An 18,735-nucleotide genomic window follows, 5' to 3' on the forward strand; every position below is an offset into this window, starting at 1 on the left:
GGTTACTATCAAAGCAAAATGCAAGGAGAAACGTTAATGATAAATTTGGTATCATGGAATGTGAATGGCCTTCGGGCCTGTGTGAAAAAAGGGTTTGATGAATATTTTAAGGAAGTAGAAGCAGATATTTTCTGTGTTCAGGAGACAAAGCTGCAAGAAGGGCAGATTGTTCTGGAACAGGGTGAAGAATACAATCAATATTGGAATTATGCAGTGAAAAAAGGGTATTCAGGCACAGCTATATTCACCAAAATCAAGCCGATCTCTGCGAGATACGGAATGGAAGAGGATGAAGAAGCGGAAGGCCGGATTATTACGCTGGAGTTCGAACATTTTTATCTAGTGAATGTGTATACACCAAATGCCAAACGAGATCTGGCTAGATTGGATTACAGAATGGAATGGGAGGACCGCTTCCGCAATTACCTTCTGGAACTGGACAAGCTAAAACCAGTCGTTGTATGCGGCGATATGAACGTAGCCCATCAGGATATTGATATCAAAAATGCTAAAGCTAACCGCGGAAACTCTGGCTTTACCGATGAAGAAAGAGGAAAAATGAGTACGCTGCTGGAGTCCGGCTTCATAGATACCTTTAGATATTTTCATCCAGAGCTTGAAGGCGTTTATTCATGGTGGTCTTATATGCCGAAGGTGAGAGAACGGAATGTAGGCTGGCGGATTGATTATTTCCTAGCTTCTTCTAGACTTGCACCTAATCTGCTGGATGCCCAAATTGATTGCCACATTATGGGGAGCGATCATTGCCCGGTCATCCTCAAGCTTGCTGATTTCACTGACTAGGATCGAATATTTAAAAGGCCGCTAAGTCTCTTTAAAGGACGAAGCGGCCTTTTTTATTCATTAAGAATTATAGTCTGCCAATGATCTCAGGGAATTCAGTCGGTCCCATATTCACATTAAACTTTTGTTTAAGAATTAGCTGCTTCTCTAGTAAGATTATTTCAAGAGTTATGCAAAAAGGCATTTCAATAAACAATAAAGTGAGCTGCAGCTGATCATCAGCAACCCAAGTAAAGCTGGACATGATTCGGTTCAAGGAAGCATCAATGATCTGTGCGAAGCTTTCGAGCCATTCCCCTCGACCAAGACAGATCACAGAATCCTCTCCAGTCTTAAATTGTAAAGTAACTGCAGCTTCGTTGTTATTGAAAGAGATAGAGAAGGTGTCCAAGGCAAATTGGTTGTCATCGAGCTTATAGGTTAAGCTGTTTATTCGTTCTTCTTGTGATGAAGATGGCTGCAGTTGTGGCGGTTGGATAGATAAATACTTTAATTGTTCAACCAAGTGGGCAGAAGCAGCAGGCTCTAATGGCAAGGGTGCTTGCTCCATCGCGGGAAGCAGATGTTCCCACACAGCATTCAACATTCCTTGTATACTGTCTGATGCAGCAGTAGTAATAATTACGGCATCTTGCTCCGGAAGCACGACACAGAGTTGACCGAAGGCGCCATCTGCCCGGTAGGCACCGTGCTGGCATTGCCAGAACTGATACCCATATCCCATTGCCCAGTCATGATCGCCTTCGCCATTGGAAATATGTTTGGAAGTAGCCTCATTAATCCACTTTTCAGGCAGAACCCGTTGATTATTCCAGATTCCTTTTTGTAAGTATAGCTGGCCGAATTTAGCGATATCCTCGGTTGTAATGTTTAAGCCAAATCCCCCTGTGTTAATTCCGCGTGGACAAGACTCCCACGTTGCGCCGTGAATGCCCAGAGGAACGAAGAGGCGTGGTTCTAAATATTCTAGCAGTGTTTGGCCAGTAACCCGTTGAAGGATCGCGGCCAGCATGTAAGTAGCACCGGTATTATATAGGAAATGTGTACCTGGTTGTTTCTCGACCGGGACGGAGAAGAAAGCCTTCACCCAATTCCCGTCTGCACTTTTGCGAAGTGTGTCCATAGTATCCACGACATGTCCGGTACCCATCATCAATAGATGTCTGATTGTCATATTGGTTAGATTGTCTGTGATTGGATCAGGAGCATCTTCAGGGAAAAAGGATAGGACAGAATCATCGAGGGTGACGAGTTTCTCTGTAACAGCAAACCCGATTGCGGTTGAGGTGAAACTTTTGCTAAGTGAAAATAACATATGCGGAAGATCGGACCTGTAAGGGGCCCACCAGCCTTCAGAGACCACATAACCATGTCGAAGTAGCATAAAGCTGTGCAGGCCTAAATTTTGTTCCTCTACTGCACTAATAAAGCTGGATATTGCGGTTGATGAAATGCCCTGTTCTTCTGGAAGACTTCTAGATAACCGCAAGCTGCTTGTAGTTTCCATACGCTCATCTCCTAAATTTTGAGAATGCTCACCTCCTAATTCTATAATAATTTCCAATGTTAAAATACCCTTTAAAAAATAACTAGTTTAGCTTTCTACAGGGCTGTTGCTGGATACATCAGATTGGAGCCGTTTCTCTGGCCAAGAAATAACATGAGAAGTTTGACTTAGTTTCTCATATATTAGCTGAGTTTCTTTTTTGAATATACTAATGACTAAATGAATAAAGAAAGCCAAGTCTATCAATAGAACAAACAGATGAATAAGCATATTCCATACGGAGGAAAGATGCCCTAGAAGGGCGGAATCAAGCAAAAGAGAGTGAATCCCAAGCAGCAACCAATATAGCAGGCCATATCTGAGCATCAGAGCCCAGAAAAAAGCATGATTCCCGCTGCTCTTCACCCGAATCCGCACCATCCATTTCCCTAAGGTCCGTCCGCCCGTGAGAGCCGGAACAAGCATGAAGTAAATACCAGTTACAATCCAGAAGGCAGCTTTTATATCGAATCCGAAGAGTACCCCAAACCCGATGCTCCACACCATACTATCGATTAGAAAAGCTATTCCTCTGCGGGTATAGGAGACTCTTTTGGCAGAGCGGTTAATGTTTGTATCCAGTTGTTCTATACGTGGCAATAGCCCGGAGATCCAAATGGAAATTCGAAATCCAAAGATTCCTCCGATTGTGTTGGTAATGAGATCATCGACATCAAAAAGACGGTAAGGATGATCGAAGAAACCGTAAATCCCTGTAATCTGCGTGATCTCAAAGGACAGGGAAAAGGCAAAGGATAGTAGAATGCACACGACCCAGCGTGTACGAAAATAATAGCCCAGAAACATTCCAAACGGTACGGTCAATGCAACGTTAAAAATGACCTGTAAAAATGCAGGCTCACGCAGTAATGACCAGTAGGTCGAGATTTGATCAGGGATGATCGACGATCCATCCACAATATCCTGAATAAACTGAAGGGGTATGAATTGGACGATACTCCCAGAAGGTGCAGCATTGTGCCGGGAGGATGGAAAAGGAAGCAAGACTAGAAAATAAGCGTTCATCAGATAGAGCAGCAGCAGATATAGGATTAAAGCTCTAAGCTTATGTATATAGCCATGTCTACGGTATTGTACGATAAGAAAAGGAAGTGTGAAGACCAGCGCTGCTATTGGAAACATCATGAACGCATACGAAATTGGAAATAAGTACGAATGAAACATAGGTCACCTGCCGTGGTATTGTTTTTATAAGAAATTTGACTCTACTTGGAAATAAGCTATCCCCGGCTCATTATAAGTTTTTATGATAGGGAACTCAACTAATTTATCCAACGTTTCCGGCATACATATGTCTATGAAGGAGCGTGAAGTGGATGGAGAAAAAGGTTCAGCAGTATTATCGGCTCAAGCAAAAGCAAAAAGATATTGAAAAAGAATTGGCCGAGCTTCGTCAGGATATTTTAAATTATTGTAGTGAGCAGGAAACCACCGAGACTGAAATTGGCAGCTATAAGGTGAAGCTGGTCGTGCAAAACCGCAAAGAATATGATGATGCAAAGTTATATGAAACCTTATCAGACCCCGAAGTGTGGCGTTTGCTGTCCAAATCAGATCCGGCAAAGGTGGCAAGCTTGACCAAGTTGAATGTAATTTCAGAGGATAAAATCATGCATACTTATGCTTTGAAGACCGTAACACTGCTACAGGTGGATAAAAAATAGTGATTCAAGTGAGCGGTTCCTTGTGGGAGCCGCTTTATTTGGCTGATAACTGTCCAGATTAAGGAAATATGTTACAGTATTAGGGTAGAAGGGAGGTTGAATAGTGAAAAAAATAATCATCGGAGGCGTCATGGGCTTAACGATTTTACTTTTTTTCTTCTTTATTTTGCAGCATAATAATCAATCACTTGAGGTGAAACCGGAAGTTCTGTTCCCAACAGCGGAATACAGGGTGACTGATAGTAGTGCTCCAGGATTACCTATGCTTATAACTGCTGAAGGGGCGAATGTTATTAAGATACAGGCTACGTCCGGCAATTTATTGTTATGGAACCCCCCTGACTACAAGGTGCATAACAAAGGTCTTGAGCTGAAAATCAAATCTGGAGATCAAATTTATTGGAGTCCAATGGATGGAAAGAATAAACAAATAGATGAGCCTCAGGATACCAAGATCATAGTGATTGCTTACCATAATGATAAGCAGATCGGAACGTCCATTGTAGAGATTCATAAGAATGCTCTAGGTGTCTATACAGGGGAAATACCTGAAGTGAAGTAACTGAGAATCTAAATCGAATCGCAACTATCCTCGTTTTGCGTTAAAATAAGAAGTGAAGCTGACCGAGTGCTTATAGCAACCCTAGAGATGGAGGAAGAGAATTCATGAAAGATTTTGAAGTAATGCTGGAGAAATACGCGAACCTAGTTGTAAAAGTAGGAGTAAATGTACAGCCTGGACAAGTCCTTATGGTACATGCACCGATAGAAACCGCAGAACTTACTCGCTTGATTGTAGCGAAAGCCTATGAAGCGGGAGCAAAATATGTAATTGTTGACTGGGACGATGAAGCAACTACACGGATCCGTTATGAAAAAGCCCCAGAGGATTCTTTCGATTACTATCCACAGTGGCAGGCTGAGATGATGGAGAAATTCGCGGAAGAAAATGGTGCCATCTTACATATTAAAGTACCTGATCCGGAACTGTTTAATGGCATTGATTCTTCTAAGGTATCTAGAGCAGTCAAAGCAGCAGCTGTTGCTCGCAAGAACTACTCCAAATATACTCGGAACAGCAAAATCAGCTGGTCTCTGGTCAAAGCGCCAACACGTGCTTGGGCGAACAAGGTTTTTGCCGATCTTCCTGAAGAAGAGCGGGTAGAGGCGATGTGGGAAGCTGTATTCCAGATGAATCGTGTGGGCAGCGATGATCCGGTAGCTGCTTGGAGAGAGCATATTGGTCAGTTGAAAGAAAGTCAGGATAGAATGAACGCTAAACGTTATAAAAGCCTGCATTACCGTGCTCCGGGAACGGATCTGCATGTAGAGCTTCCGGAAGGCCATTTATGGCGCGGGGGTGGCGGTGAGAATGATAAAGGTGTTTATTTTGTTGCTAATATGCCAACGGAAGAGATTTATTCCATGCCCCATCGTACTGGAGTGAATGGCACAGTTAGAAGCACGCTCCCTCTTAATTTGAATGGACGTTTAGTTGAAGGACTTTCATTCACTTTTGAAAAGGGGAAAGTCGTAGCTTATGAAGCTGAATCCGGACGTGAGCATTTAACCTCACTGCTGGCAACGGATGAAGGTGCATCTTATCTAGGAGAAGTAGCCTTAGTGCAGCATGATTCTCCAATCTCTCGCTTGAACCGCATTTTTTACAATACAGGGATTGATGAGAATGCCTCCTGCCATTTCGCGCTAGGAAGTGCTTATCCTGTAAATATTGAAGGCGGCACAAAGCTTACGAACGAAGAGCTTGTGGCTAGAGGAGCTAATGTCAGCTTAACTCATGTCGATTTTATGATCGGTTCAGCAGAGCTGGATATTGACGGAGAGCTGGCGGACGGCACGATTGAACCCGTATTCCGTAAGGGAAATTGGGTGTTGTAAGGAGAAGAAAAAAGCCGGATCTCTTCCAATGAGCTTCCGGCTTTTTTGAGTACCTATAAATATCATTTTTAGATTGAAAAATAGTTAAGACTCATAGCCTCACGTACTTCGGCCATTGTTTCCTGAGCAATGCTGCGGGCATGCTGTGTTCCAGAGATTAAGATTTCCTGCACAAGCTTGGGCTTAGTAGCATAATAGGAACGCCGCTCTCGCATCGGTTCTATAAGCTGATCTAGAGCTGTCGAAATCAACTGTTTGCAAGCAGAACAACCCATGGTACCCCGCTCACAGCTTTCACGAATTTCGGTTACCCCCGCTGAGCGAAAAGCACCATGATAAGCAAAAATAGGACAGATATCTGGATGTCCGGGATCATTTTTATGCACACGCGCAGGATCGGTTGTGGCTTTTCTTATCTTGAAGGTGATTTCTTCCTTAGTGGAGTCCAGCTCGATGGCATTGCCAAGGCTTTTACTCATTTTAGCGTTGCCATCCGTACCCACAAGTCTCGGCGTCTCACTGATCAGCGCTTTGGGTTCCACCAGTATCGGGCTGTACAGCTCGTTGAATCTGCGGACGATTTTGCGGGTTAATTCCAGATGGGGGAGCTGGTCTTCTCCTACAGGAATGATCGTTGCTTTACAAAAAGTTATGTCAGCAGTCTGACTAACTGGATAACCTAGAAAACCGTAATACAATTCATCAAAGCTGGAATTTTTTGATTCGGCTTTAATCGTGGGATTATGCCGTAAAGAATTCACAGTAACAAACATAGAGAACAAGATGGTCAGCTCTGCGATTTCAGGGATCATCGATTGAATAAATATAGTTGTTTTCTCCGGATTTATACCCGCAGATAAATAGTCCAGTGTGATCTCATGCAGATGTTGACCCAGTAGCTGCGGACGATCAAAATGGGTCGTTAGGGCTTGAATATCCGCTAAAAACACAAAAGTTTCATATTGCTCCTGAAGGGCTACTCGGGTCTGCAAGCTGCCGGCGTAATGGCCAAGGTGAAGCTTTCCAGTCACTCGATCTCCAGTTAAGACACGTTCGTTCATCATATAAAAATTCCTCCTGTTATTTAGCATTTGGTTACACTCGAGTCGCCACCACCAGCCATCATCCATGGCCATCACCTCCTTTAAATGACAAAAAAACCTCATCCAATAAGGACGAAGTTGTCGTGGTACCACCTTAAATGATCGTGTCACCTTACGATTCTTGGCTTTCGATCTTCTCTTACCTGTACGGAGAGGTTGAATTAATTCTCGATACAGGTCCCTTGATAACGGCGGGAACCCCGGTTTTCCCTACTGCATCCATTAAGATAGTTCGGAAAAACAACTATAAAGGCCATTCGAGCATACGCTGGTCACCGGTTCGCACCTACCACCGGCTCTCTGAAGACCATGTTCGTCTGTCTACTTACCCTTTGTCATCGTTGTTCATGATATGTGAATTATTGTAATTCTGAACAGGGGTGTTGTCAATGAGTGGAAATCGTATGGTGATTGATGAGGTATCTAGGTTTATATGATCTAGCAAAGTATACCTTAAATGTATATAATCATCAGGAATTTAGTCCAATCTATCATTGCGGATTCACAATATACTACTCTATAACCTTGAAATGGAGTGATGATAAATGGCGACAATAATAAGTTATGGGTCACAGGCAAAAATCCCGTTAGATCCGTTTACTACAGCTATAACGGTTGCAGGGATTCCTGGAGCTGGAGCGGGTCTAGCCACAGCGCAAGTAAATATTAGTCCGGCTAATCCGGCTTCTTTCTCCAGTAGAGTCGAGTTAAATGGTAGTTTTAGTCTTACTGCACTTGCTAATAGCCAATTTCTTGTTATCATCCGACGAGCTGGAGTCGATATTTATAGATCCTTTTATCGTTTTACTACTATTACTGATATTCAATTAAGTGCTCAGTGGGTTGATGGTGCTTATATTGGAGTCCACAACTATGAATTGGTAATTCAGAATGATAGCAACTTGCCTATAAATCTATTTGGACCCATATCATTCACAGCAACTGCTATTGGAGGAGAGGGCGTAATTTAAGTTATGTTCCTATGCGCCATTCAAGGGACGGGTGAATCAAAGCTTTGGACAGTTGAATCGATCTGATTCAGCTGTCCTTTTTTCATGAACGTATAATTGAAGTACAACTCTAGCAGCATAAATATCCAACCATACCCTTGATAGAGCGGTTTATTTATTTAAAATGTTATCCTCTAAAACAGCGTATTTATCGCCGAATTGCTTAATGATATGTTGTTCTCCCCAATTACATAATGCAGTCAAAATATCGCTTAAACTATCACCATATTCACTAAGCTCGTATTCTACTTTTGGTGGAACCTGATTATAAACAATTCGGTTGATGATTCCATCTGCCTCAAGCTCGCGTAGCTGCTGGGTTAACATTTTTTGAGTAATGCCGGGCATCAACTGTTTTAACTCGGAGGTGCGTTTTTTGCCATGAGTTAAATGACATAGAATTACGCATTTCCATTTCCCTCCGATGACCTCTAGTGTGGCTTCAACAGAAATATTGTATTTTTTCTTGACAGTTGTTGTAGATGTTGTTGTCATGATAACCTCCAAGGTATGGGTACTTTTTAGCACCTATGGCACTTTTGAGTGCGTACTATTGATTATGTCCAATTTAACCTATCATAACATTTTTCGTTCAATTTTTATAGAATGCTATAATTTAGAGAGCTTTGGGCAAAAAAAGCAAAACGAAATAAAAACCGTTTCTATACCTCCCCCGTCTTAATCTATGAAAGGTTGAAGAGAGGAGGCTAAGGAAGGACATGACGATGACTAATGCAGAAATGAAAAAAGTAACGATTCTTGATACTCGGAGCGAGACAGATTTTTACGATTCGATATTGGTACATAGAGAACAACTGTACAGTATTGCTTATAGTTACTTGCGGAACCGAAACGATGCGCTGGAAGCGATGCAGGAAATGACTTGCCGGGCCTGGATTAAAAGAAAAACTTTAAAGGACCCCAAAGCATTCAAATCATGGATTATTCGCATTCTAATTTATGTCTGTATAGATGAACAAAGACGAAGAAAACGTTCCACGCCGCTGGTAGATGAAAGAATAGGAGAACAGGTCACACACATTGGCCATCATCGGATGGAAATGCTGTGGGCACTCGAGCAGGTTAAGCCCAAGTATCGCCATGTGCTGCTGCTAAAATACTACAACGATATGACCTTGACTGAGATCGCTAATATTATGAATAAACCCGAGGGGACGGTTAAGACTTGGCAGCATAAGGGGCTGAAGCAGTTGCGAACCATCATAAAGAATCGGGGTGAATGGAACCATGAGTAGTCAAGAGGAGCTTGCCATGTTAAGCGATGCCGAACGTATCCCACAAGAACAAAAAATAGAGAATGCAGCCGCTCAAATCTATGCGATCCAAGCAGGTTTGGAATTAGGCAAGAAACGTGGCAGAAGGTTAATGTTCACAAAAAGCGCGATGTCTGTGCTGGCGGCTGCAGTGATGATAGCGGGCCTGCTGTTCTTCAATCCAACCCAGCTGATGCCACAGCAAGGGACTTCGAGTGCTGAAACGTTCGATTGGGGCGTATTGGAGCCTTTTAAAACATTGGCTGCAGCTGATATTGATGCTCTTACTTTAGAGTCTGCAATCCGGAATGATTATTTACAAATCGTTAATAAGAGTGCTGAATCAAATGGATATAAAATTACTCTGAATGCTGTGCTTGCTGATGAAAATAAAATCATGCTGCTGTATACAGGGACAACAAGTGATGGTCAGGAAGTGTACAGTGTAAATAGTGTGAAGCTGACAGATGCTGAAACTGGACGAGACGTAATGGAGGAGAATGGGAATAGGGGCGGAATGGGAGCACACGCAGAGGGAACCATATATACTTGGCTCGGTAAAACTGTATTCTCACTGGACCGAAATAAACCAAGGCCAACAGACGTAGTGGCGGATTTCCAGATTGCCTCTGTAGACCCGGGAATGTTAAGTAAACCGAAAACAGGAACGGTTTTATCCGACATGCGGTATTCTGATCGTTTAAAAGTGAACTTCTCTATTGATCCTAAGTTTTGGGAGCAGAAGACGGAGACATTAGTTGTAGACCATCCCTTTATTATTGACGGACAGGAAGTAAAACTAGCCGAAGTCGAGCTTTCTCCGTTAAGCATAGCGCTCAAATATACGATAAATGAGGAATTGCAAACGGATTGGATCGTCCGAAATGAACTGTTTCAAAAGCTCCCCTATGAATTAACTGCGCAGGTTGGGAAGCACGACATTAAAATTAATCCGAATTCTGGTAGTGGAGCTGATGATGGATTTATAAGTTACTTCAGCAGTAATGTGTTGGATCACCCGAAGTCTCTACGACTGAAGCTTAATGCGGGGGCAGATCGAGAGAAAGAAGAGTATATTGATATTCTGAAAAAATGAGCGGTATACGATATTAGTGAATATGCGTTGGGAGTTGTAATATAGCAAAAAGGCCGCTGGTTGCGGCCTTTTTGTTATTGTTGGGACATTATACTAACTTTGTGAGTTACCATTAACACCAAACGCATCACTTGTTAATGAGAACAAACTCCTAATGCTCCTATCGGGACTATATGTGCTTAATGCTCCTCACGGGCTACAGGCTCTTAATGTTCCTCAGGCTTCTCACGTTTCACAGGCTTCTCACGTTTCACAGGCTCTTCATGTTCTCAGGCTCCACATGTTTCACAGGCTCTTCATGTTTCACAGGCTTCTCACGTTTCACAGGCTCTTCATGTTCTCAGGCTCCTCACTTTTCTCATGTTCCTCATGTTTCTCACGCGCGTAACACTCCTAACGGACTGTATTGCAACTATTTTGGCTTTTTTGACCATTTTGCTGAGTTTTCGGACTGCATAGCTCTTATTGGTCTAAATCCACACCAAAATTAAGCATATTGGGTTGAATAGCTGCATCTGAGTCCGATAGCACTGCGAAATGCCCGGATTTTTCGAAATAAGGGCTCCTGAGTCCGAACCATCTGGCCTCGTAAATACTGCACTGTAAACTGTAAACTCGCCATCTGACCTCGTAAATACTGCACAGTAAACTGTAAAACACCGTCTGAGCGTCTTAGATATTTCGGCGGAACAAAAGTGGCGTTAGTGCGGAACAAAAGTGGTGCTAATGTGGTGTTAATATGGCGCTAATATGGCGCTAATTTGGTGCAAAGGTGGCGCTAATGTGGCAACTAAGTTAGTAACTTTTCTCGTTGTAGTTATGGGAGTATGTGTTCAGTGATTAGTTAGTCGCATTAGTCGCATTAGTCGAATTAGTTACTGTAACTTGTTTTCAACCATTCCTCGTTTGACCAGGACAATTTGCCAGCCCCTGAACCGTCAACAGCGGTAAGTCTAGATTTTAGACTAACTGGGTCATCTGAAGTGTAGCTATAAGGTAGTGTTGTGAATCCGTTCCATGCAAATGCTTTAACGGCAGCGGGTGCAGGGGAGAGAGGGCTGTTCTTAGATGTACTGTCTCCTCTGAATGTTGCTCCATCTAGTGAATAGATCGTATCTAAAGCTGCGATTGCACCCGTATATTTGCTATTACTCGCATCCGCTTGATTGTTGCGAAGTGGATTCACTACATCAATGATTACAGAACTTTCAAGTAATACAGCTCCTCCTTCTGTCGAGATTGCTCCGTTACTTGTAACCCCGAAATGATACCCCTTGCTTGAGATCGCTTTTTCCATAGCGGAGGTTAGACGTTTTTTAGCCAATCTGGTATCTTCGTTGTCCATTACAATGTTATAGGCATGCGCATTACCACTACGAAGGCGGGGCATGCGGTCTTGTATATCTTTATAGTAGTTGTGATGGAGCGTCACAGAAAGAAGCGCATTATCAGCTGCAAATTCTGTTGCGCCTATTAAATGGCCCTTTTTTTGACTAGCGGCAATCGCAATGATGTCGTCTTTACTTAGGCCAACTGAGCTGCTTCTTAAATAAGCGTACATGGGATAAGCAGCCTTGTTGGCTTCCATAGCATTAATTTGCTGAGTAACCCAGCTGTTTGCGTTTCTATCATCCCCTAAGAAGGAAGACCATGAAATGGTGACGCCGTTGCTGCCTTTTTTAACATCGACAACTCCGTCATAAGATTTATTGAAGGTGCAGTGGTCGATCCATACGTTGTTGCTATTCTCAATGGTGATGTAGTCCCAGTCGTTTTTATCGTAATTTCCTTTGGTTGCTTCATCCCATTCCCACAGCTCATCAAATTCAAGGTTGCGGATGATGACGTTAGAGCTTCTTTTAAAAGTAAAAGCGGCATGTTTAAGGGTTGCACCCTTAGCAGAGAAAATGGTCAAACCGTCGAAGTTGTCTATAGACACTTTGCTGACACCAGTCTCTATTAATACGGGATGTGTTAAAGCACTGTTATGAGCGCTAAATGGGGAGATCTTTGCCGCATCAGAAATTTCATTCCATCCCAGATCCAAGTCGTTCATAATTTCAATAACCTTTATTTTGGATCCTTTTCTCAGTGCAGTGGCAAGATCTTCTGCGCTATATACCTTTTTATAGAGTGGACTGGTTTCTTGGATATTTCCACCACCTGTTGTTCCTGTGGCAAACCCAGCCAAATCATATTCACTAACCTGTACCGGTGTAGGCGTTGGTGAAACAGTTGGTATCGGCGTAGCAGTAGGTGTTGGTGTAGCAGTCGGAGTCGGTATTGCAGTCGGTATCGGCGTAGCAGTAGGTGTTGGTGTAGCAGTCGGAGTCGGTATTGCAGTCGGTATCGGTGCAGCAGTAGGTGTTGGTGTAGCAGTAGGTGTCGGTGAAGCAGTTGGTGTCTGTGAAGCAGTCGGAGTCGGTATTGTAGTTGGTGTTGGTATAGCAGTCGGAGTCGGTATAGCAGTTGGTGACGGCGTGACAGTCGGTGTCGGTGTAGTGCCATTGGTGTCAGAAACGGTCACGTTGTCGAACATCGTAATTGTCTTAAAGGTAACGAGCCCTGCTGTACCTTTTTTTAATTTGGAATCGGAAGCTGAGAGCTCCAGCGTATCATTTACATACATGTTGATGGTATTTCCGCTCATTTCGAGTTTTACATTATACCAAACTCCTGTTTGCAGAGTGTAGGGTTTGCTGGTCAAAGTTGTAGTAGATCCAGAAACCTTTTTTCTGATTTCCAGCATGCCATCATTATTATTATACAAAGAAGCTGCATAAAAATTATTTCCATCTATGTATCTGCCTGCAACATAAGTTCTGTTTGAGCCATTAAAATCAACTACTTTTACATCCGCTTCCACAGTGTAATCGCTCCAGGCTGAATCACCTGCAGAAGTACGTCCTTCTTTTGTGGCAGACTGGTAATATACGCTGTTGCCTTCGTCCTCAACAATAGTCCAATTCCCACTAGTGGATGTCCATAGATTATCGCCCTCTTCAAAGCGGTCTTGGAAGAAGGTAGAAGCACTTGCCGGATACACAATAAAAAGAGAAAAGAGCAGGGTTATGCACATAGTAACACTCACATTTTTCTTGATTGATTTTAGCAAACTCATTGTAATCCTCCTTATGTATTTATAAATTTATATTAATATAAATACATATATCGGAAATAAATATAAGTAATAATATGATTATAAAGTCCTTTTTTTAATTAGTGCTATAATAGCTTTTTGGGTATTCAACGATGAATTCTGATCTATACGAACTAGGAGTGATAGACTTGAGCGTAATCCGAATGGAGAACGTAACTAAGAAATATGAGAATACATTAATCTTTCGAGATATTTATTTTCGTGTGAGCAAGGGTGAACGTATTGGCTTAATCGGACGAAATGGAGCAGGGAAATCTACTGTTTTTAAGCTAATAATGGGAAAAGAGGAGCCAACGGCAGGAAAAGTAGAATTAGATCCCAATGTGAAGATCAGCTACTTCTCTCAATTCTCGGAGCTTTCCGGGTCTTTGTCTGTACAACAAGAGTTAGAACTTTGCTTCGAAGAGGTAGCACGCATTGAACAGGAGCTTAACCAAATAGGAGAACAGCTTGGGCAGGTGTCGGATGATGTCCAGATGAATGCACTTTTAGAGCGCCAAGCTGAGCTTTTTGAACAAATGGAGCATTTGGATGGCTGGAATGTATCTGTAGAAATCAATACGGTGCTGACTAAATTAGGATTTGATGAGAGATCGCGGCATCAACCTGTAGAGGAGTTATCCGGAGGCTGGAGGAACCGCGCGGCACTGGCTAAAGTCTTAATTGAAGCGCCCGATGTTGTATTGCTCGATGAGCCTACTAATTTTTTGGATATGGAAGGGATCGTATGGTTGGAGCAGTGGTTGCACCGTTTCAATGGGGCGATGCTTCTGGTTTCTCATGATCGGCAATTTATTGACAGAGTGGGCACGCGGACGATAGAAATCGAGAACTATCATTTTCAGGAATATGAAGGCAATTATACCGATTACGTTCGTAAAAAGAAGATGCGTAAAAAAGTGCTCGATCGGCAATTTGAGTGGGAAGAAGAACTTCTCCTTATGGAGTCCGAGGCCATTGAAAACCGTGGTAGTAAGAAGTCTTCTAAGGACCGTCTATCCCGTAAGCTAACGGATATGAAAAAACGAGTGGAACCTCATCCAGTTAACGTATTAATCACTGATATTTATAGTAATTTACGTTTTCCTGACAAGCTGGGGGAAGTGAAGCGGATTGGACAAAGTTATGATGGCCGCTCCATCTTCCAGAACATTAGCTTCGATATTCAAAAGGAAGACCGGATAGCAATCGTGGGTCCGAACGGCAGCGGAAAGTCGACACTCATCAAAGTATTGACTGGACAAGAAGCACCGGAATCGGGGGAAGTGACTTGGGAACGCGGGGTCAGCTATGCGTACTTTAATCAGATGTGGGATGAGCTGGATCATAAAGATACTGTCAGCCATGCCGTAAATGTTTATGGACTGGGACTGGACGCACCGCGGAAAAAGGTGAATAAATTTCTATCGATGCTGCAATTCTCGGAAATGGATCTGAGCAAAACGATTGGCAGCCTTTCAGGCGGACAGCAGGCCAGAGTGGCTTTAGCGAAATGCCTTCTCTCCGGAGCTGCTGTCATTATTTTAGATGAGCCCACTAACCATTTGGATTTAACTAGTATTCAGGTGATGGAGCAGGCGTTGATTCATTTTCCTGGCGCTGTAGTAACAGTTAGTCATGATCGGTTTTTTATTGATAAAATAGCGACGAAAATGCTCACCTTTGATCCTAAATTAGGCATTACTGAGCAAAATGTCTAGGATTACGCGGGAAGACGGATGATCACTGTCGTTCCTTCCCCTACGTGACTGGAAATTTCAATTCCATATTTTTCGCCAAAATGAAATTGAATACGATCATGAACATTTTTAATGCCAATATGTTCCTCATCTAAGGTATCTGAGGGTTGAGAGAGACGGAAACGAAGCTGTTTAAGTTTCTCTTCCTCGATGCCAATGCCGTTATCTTTAACGATAATCAGCATATCATCCCCCGATATCACCGAGGATACCTCAAGCAGACCTGGTTCACTGCGACTTTCTAGGCCGTGTACGATAGCATTCTCTACGATGGGCTGCAAGGAGAAGTGCATGACCTTAACGATCTCGCATTGCGGATCTAGCTGTTCCATATACTGTAATTTATCCCCAAAACGTAACTGCTGAATTTTCACATATAGCCGGACATGCTCAAGTTCTTCGCGCAAGGTAACGGTGATTTTCCCAGTCTGAATATGAATCCGAAACAATCTGCCCACGATTCCCACCATCTCGCCAATCTCTCTTTGCCCATTGATGATGGCTTTCATTTGAATTGATTCAAGGACATTTGCCAGAAAATGAGGATTGATTTGGCTTTTGAGCGCACCATACTGGGCTACCTTTTGTTGAGCCTTGGCCATCGATGATCGCTCAATATAGTTTTGCAAATCTTTTACCATTTTACGAATTCCATTATATAGAACCCCAAATTCATCTTGGCGGTTACTGTACAAATCCACATCGAAATTACCCATCCCCACCAGCTTCACCTTCCGGCTTAACAGAATAATAGGTTTGGTTACACGTTCCGAGAGGATATACATAAATAAGAGTGCAGTGACAAGCGATAAGAGCGCCAAAGTTAAAATGATTTTGCCAAGAAAAGAAGCCTGCTTAGTCATCTCTTTTTCATCAATATATTGAATGACCTTCCAGTTGGAGTAAGGAGAAGTAACAAAATTAATGTACGAATCCTTGTCATCAAAAGTACCATATAAGCTCCCGGCGTCATTGTTCATAAAAGTGTTAAGCGCCTGTTTGTCGATGGGGATAGGCTCTAAAGGACTCGTCTCCAATGAATCTGAGCTATAAACGTTGCCTCCTTTATCGTCTAAAATAATGAATTTCCGCTTGCTATTCTCGGACAGCTTTAAGATTTCACGTAATGAATCCAGCCGGATATCAATTAACATGACACCTAAGGGCTGCTTGCTTCCTTTTTTATTAATGACTCTGGCGATGGAGATGACGGATTGTTTAGAATTGGTGCGATAGAAGGGGAGATGACTTCCAAATAGGATTACACCACCCTTTTTTTGTTGCGTCTGTAAATACCAATCCTCTTGGGTGTAGTCCTTCACATCATAATCCGCACGATTGAAATTGGCGGAGTAGAATACACGTGACCCCGCGAAAATCTGCACACTGTCGACATTTTTAATCGTCATTTCAATCCCGCTGATGAACTGTTCAATCGTGTTTCCATACTGAATACTTAGATCATTCCCGATATTATCTTTGTTGATAGTCCAATGCTCGAGGGCGGTTTGTAATTGACTATCTACTTGGGCATTAAGGGTCCCTTTTTCAATACTTTGCAGATACTGGTCGATGTTGAAAGAAAGATTATTAAGGATGAGATTAGAGCTGCTTTGATATTCATTTTTGACGGCTTGATTTGAAAAAATATAGATAATCGCGGATATAATCAGCAAAGGAATGGTAATGGTCAGGATCATCAGCACAAAAATCTGCCTATTGACATGCCGCATCCGATAACGCTTTTTTGGCTGGTTTATTTGCATCATTTTGCTTACCACCCCGATTGTTTTCTATAGTCTGATGGGGTCATGTTGGTAAAAATCCGGAACGTTTTAACGAAATGCTTATAGCTTTTGTAACCACACATTGTGCAGACATCGGTCACTAGAATCTCCGGTTTTTTTAAGCATTCCTGCGCGTATTCCATACGGATTTCGGTTACAAATCGCATATAGTTCTTATCGAGTTTTCTTTTGAACAGACGACTTAAATAAGAAGGGTTATAGAAGAATCGATCCGCTACCATTTGTAGAGTAATATCTTGATCAATATTAGCTCTAATGAAGGATTTAATATGTTCAAAGATAATCACATCCTGCTGATGGTTATCCGTCAGACCTTCGGTATAAATGTTTCCCAAATGAACCATCCAATTCACCAGCCACTCGAACATGACCTCAAGGGAGTGGAAATCCTCTACAAAAGTGAGGTTTAAGAGTTTATCGCTGTACACACCATCCATATGAATCTGATTTTTATTAGCGAAGCGGATAATGACACTTATAATTTCTTGTAAATACGCAAGCCATAGATCAGTAGAAGAGCCATCTGTTTTATGCAAAATATCTTGTGCCAATCGTTGCGTTAATTGCAATATCTCTTGTTTATTGGCGTTTTCGATGCAGGAGATTATTCGTTTCTTATCGTTGTCATCTAGTTGAATAAGCGTTGGTTTAGTAGCTGTGGCGCCTGCCTTTATGGATGAGATATGGAATATATTGCGCTCTTTCTGATAGAAGCGCTGATATAACAGCTTTTCAGACTCGTGAAGTAATGAAGTGATTTGAGATAGTTCGTTCGTTACTGTGCCTATAGCAAGATAAAGGGCAAAATGATGTTCTAGTGTAAGCTTGTTCAAATGCTGATCGAGTTCAGTAAGTACTTGTGTCTCAAAAGGGATAGTGCTCGTTGCAGTCTGTGATCCCATGACTATTAGCCCGTATAGTTTGGATTTAGCGGAATATGTAAAAATAGATCGTGGCAGATCTGCCGGGAGATAGGCCTCCGTAGCAAGATGTATAAACTTAGTAGCCTGTTCTCTCATCCACAAGGTGGATTGTAAAGGAGTTTCTCTGATAAGGAAACCTGCCAAAACAAAAGGGAGATACAAATAATGTTTACTTTTGAAACTACATAATTCAGCGATTAAATTAGTGTCCATTGCAGGTTGTTCTTCTTCCAGTAGTAGCTTTATAAGTTGTGAGCCTTCCAGAGTAGAACGTTTTCTTTGTTCTTGTTGTTTAAGTTGCAGCTTGTTCATGCATTCTTGAATCACGGTTAGACTTTCTTCATATTCCAAAGGTTTGAGCAAAAAAGCATGTACACTCCCAAGTTTGATGGCTCGTTGAGCGTATTCGAAATCATTAAATCCCGTCAAAATGATAAACAAAGTATCAGGAAGGAATTGGCGAAGCTCTTCGATCATCTGAAGACCATCCATTTCGGGCATGCGAATATCAGTGATCACTAAATCTGGATGCTCACGCAGTGCGGTAACGAAGCCTTCTTTTCCATTCTCCGCTTCAACAATACTCTGAACACCAAGCTCCTGCCACGAAAAGTAATGTTTTAATCCCGTCCGTATTAACGGTTCATCCTCTACAATCATAAGCTTGTACATGAAATCCCTCCGGAAG

At 42.4% G+C, this 18,735-nt stretch carries 15 protein-coding genes and 1 other annotated feature; of the genes, 8 read left to right on the forward strand and 7 right to left on the reverse strand.

Features of this window, described 5'->3' with window-relative positions; genetic code table 11:
• The first annotated feature begins 39 nt into the window (after nt 1-39).
• Nucleotides 40-804 (forward strand): exodeoxyribonuclease III, encoded by a 765-nt coding sequence (locus MHH86_RS13230; protein ID WP_038574405.1) that lies wholly within the window; start codon nt 40-42, stop codon nt 802-804.
• A 67-nt stretch (nt 805-871) separates the two neighbouring features.
• Here MHH86_RS13230 and MHH86_RS13235 read toward each other — a convergent pair whose 3' ends face one another.
• Together MHH86_RS13235 and MHH86_RS13240 are read right to left on the reverse strand one after the other, a co-directional pair.
• Nucleotides 872-2,311, reverse strand: coding sequence for a serine hydrolase (locus tag MHH86_RS13235; RefSeq protein ID WP_052096995.1), 1,440 nt, complete (start codon nt 2,309-2,311; stop codon nt 872-874).
• An 87-nt stretch (nt 2,312-2,398) separates the two neighbouring features.
• Nucleotides 2,399-3,496 carry a VanZ family protein gene (locus tag MHH86_RS13240; protein WP_256717293.1) on the reverse strand — a complete coding sequence of 366 codons (1,098 nt, stop codon included), beginning with the start codon at nt 3,494-3,496 and terminating at the stop codon, nt 2,399-2,401.
• A 191-nt stretch (nt 3,497-3,687) separates the two neighbouring features.
• Between MHH86_RS13240 and MHH86_RS13245 the strand changes: the two genes are divergently transcribed.
• The 3 genes from MHH86_RS13245 to MHH86_RS13255 all read left to right on the forward strand — a co-directional run bounded on the left by MHH86_RS13245 (nt 3,688) and on the right by MHH86_RS13255 (nt 5,934).
• Nucleotides 3,688-4,035 (forward strand): hypothetical protein, encoded by a 348-nt coding sequence (locus MHH86_RS13245; protein WP_038570468.1) that lies wholly within the window; start codon nt 3,688-3,690, stop codon nt 4,033-4,035.
• Nucleotides 4,036-4,138: 103 nt separating this feature from the next.
• Nucleotides 4,139-4,597, forward strand: a complete 459-nt coding sequence (locus tag MHH86_RS13250; RefSeq protein WP_076179030.1) for a hypothetical protein — start codon at nt 4,139-4,141, stop codon at nt 4,595-4,597.
• Nucleotides 4,598-4,701: 104 nt separating this feature from the next.
• The gene (locus tag MHH86_RS13255; RefSeq protein ID WP_038570474.1) at nt 4,702-5,934 is read left to right on the forward strand and encodes an aminopeptidase; all 1,233 of its coding nucleotides are present in this window, start codon (nt 4,702-4,704) and stop codon (nt 5,932-5,934) included.
• 68 nt (nt 5,935-6,002) lie between these two features.
• Here the strand turns inward: MHH86_RS13255 and trpS are convergent, their stop codons facing one another.
• On the reverse strand, nt 6,003-6,998 hold the full coding sequence (trpS, locus tag MHH86_RS13260; protein WP_076179031.1) for a tryptophan--tRNA ligase: 996 nt from the start codon (nt 6,996-6,998) through the stop codon (nt 6,003-6,005).
• A 104-nt stretch (nt 6,999-7,102) separates the two neighbouring features.
• Nucleotides 7,103-7,385: a binding site (T-box leader), on the reverse strand.
• A 197-nt stretch (nt 7,386-7,582) separates the two neighbouring features.
• Between trpS and MHH86_RS13265 the strand changes: the two genes are divergently transcribed.
• The gene (locus MHH86_RS13265; RefSeq protein WP_036686349.1) at nt 7,583-8,008 is read left to right on the forward strand and encodes a hypothetical protein; all 426 of its coding nucleotides are present in this window, start codon (nt 7,583-7,585) and stop codon (nt 8,006-8,008) included.
• Nucleotides 8,009-8,158: 150 nt separating this feature from the next.
• Here MHH86_RS13265 and MHH86_RS13270 read toward each other — a convergent pair whose 3' ends face one another.
• Entirely contained in the window at nt 8,159-8,542 is a 384-nt protein-coding gene (locus tag MHH86_RS13270) for a winged helix-turn-helix transcriptional regulator (RefSeq protein WP_076179032.1), read from the reverse strand.
• Between the two features lie 224 nt (nt 8,543-8,766).
• On the opposite strand from MHH86_RS13270, the gene MHH86_RS13275 reads away from it, so the two are divergent.
• Complete coding sequence (locus tag MHH86_RS13275; RefSeq protein WP_076179033.1) at nt 8,767-9,303, forward strand: sigma-70 family RNA polymerase sigma factor; 537 nt, start codon at nt 8,767-8,769, stop codon at nt 9,301-9,303.
• Nucleotides 9,296-10,417, forward strand: coding sequence for a DUF4179 domain-containing protein (locus MHH86_RS13280; protein ID WP_076179034.1), 1,122 nt, complete (start codon nt 9,296-9,298; stop codon nt 10,415-10,417). Before MHH86_RS13275 ends, MHH86_RS13280 begins: the two co-directional genes overlap by 8 nt.
• A gap of 871 nt (nt 10,418-11,288) precedes the next feature.
• Here MHH86_RS13280 and MHH86_RS13285 read toward each other — a convergent pair.
• Complete coding sequence (locus tag MHH86_RS13285; protein ID WP_235219532.1) at nt 11,289-13,538, reverse strand: pectate lyase; 2,250 nt, start codon at nt 13,536-13,538, stop codon at nt 11,289-11,291.
• Nucleotides 13,539-13,705: 167 nt separating this feature from the next.
• Between MHH86_RS13285 and MHH86_RS13290 the strand changes: the two genes are divergently transcribed.
• Nucleotides 13,706-15,277, forward strand: a complete 1,572-nt coding sequence (locus tag MHH86_RS13290; RefSeq protein ID WP_036686356.1) for an ABC-F family ATP-binding cassette domain-containing protein — start codon at nt 13,706-13,708, stop codon at nt 15,275-15,277.
• Nucleotides 15,278-15,279: 2 nt separating this feature from the next.
• Here MHH86_RS13290 and MHH86_RS13295 read toward each other — a convergent pair whose 3' ends face one another.
• Nucleotides 15,280-17,085: a sensor histidine kinase gene (locus MHH86_RS13295; RefSeq protein WP_036686357.1), complete on the reverse strand. Its 1,806-nt coding sequence runs from the start codon at nt 17,083-17,085 to the stop codon at nt 15,280-15,282.
• A 5-nt stretch (nt 17,086-17,090) separates the two neighbouring features.
• The gene (locus tag MHH86_RS13300; protein ID WP_036686359.1) at nt 17,091-18,719 is read right to left on the reverse strand and encodes a response regulator; all 1,629 of its coding nucleotides are present in this window, start codon (nt 18,717-18,719) and stop codon (nt 17,091-17,093) included.
• Nucleotides 18,720-18,735 lie beyond the last annotated feature (16 nt).

The organism is Paenibacillus sp. FSL F4-0097, from assembly GCF_038593125.1.
GTDB classification, from domain to species: Bacteria; Bacillota; Bacilli; order Paenibacillales; family Paenibacillaceae; genus Paenibacillus_AQ; species Paenibacillus_AQ odorifer.

What these genes read in the sequence shown, in the direction of transcription:
- MHH86_RS13275 (WP_076179033.1), top strand. Translation starts at nt 8,767, where the DNA reads ATGACGATGACTAATGCAGAAATGAAAAAAGTAACGATTCTTGATACT.
- MHH86_RS13240 (WP_256717293.1), bottom strand. Translation starts at nt 3,496, where the DNA reads ATGATGTTTCCAATAGCAGCGCTGGTCTTCACACTTCCTTTTCTTATC.
- trpS (WP_076179031.1), bottom strand. Translation starts at nt 6,998, where the DNA reads ATGATGAACGAACGTGTCTTAACTGGAGATCGAGTGACTGGAAAGCTT.
- MHH86_RS13280 (WP_076179034.1), top strand. Translation starts at nt 9,296, where the DNA reads ATGAGTAGTCAAGAGGAGCTTGCCATGTTAAGCGATGCCGAACGTATC.
- MHH86_RS13245 (WP_038570468.1), top strand. Translation starts at nt 3,688, where the DNA reads ATGGAGAAAAAGGTTCAGCAGTATTATCGGCTCAAGCAAAAGCAAAAA.
- MHH86_RS13300 (WP_036686359.1), bottom strand. Translation starts at nt 18,719, where the DNA reads ATGTACAAGCTTATGATTGTAGAGGATGAACCGTTAATACGGACGGGA.
- MHH86_RS13295 (WP_036686357.1), bottom strand. Translation starts at nt 17,085, where the DNA reads ATGATGCAAATAAACCAGCCAAAAAAGCGTTATCGGATGCGGCATGTC.
- MHH86_RS13255 (WP_038570474.1), top strand. Translation starts at nt 4,702, where the DNA reads ATGAAAGATTTTGAAGTAATGCTGGAGAAATACGCGAACCTAGTTGTA.
- MHH86_RS13235 (WP_052096995.1), bottom strand. Translation starts at nt 2,311, where the DNA reads ATGGAAACTACAAGCAGCTTGCGGTTATCTAGAAGTCTTCCAGAAGAA.
- MHH86_RS13265 (WP_036686349.1), top strand. Translation starts at nt 7,583, where the DNA reads ATGGCGACAATAATAAGTTATGGGTCACAGGCAAAAATCCCGTTAGAT.
- MHH86_RS13270 (WP_076179032.1), bottom strand. Translation starts at nt 8,542, where the DNA reads ATGACAACAACATCTACAACAACTGTCAAGAAAAAATACAATATTTCT.
- MHH86_RS13285 (WP_235219532.1), bottom strand. Translation starts at nt 13,538, where the DNA reads ATGAGTTTGCTAAAATCAATCAAGAAAAATGTGAGTGTTACTATGTGC.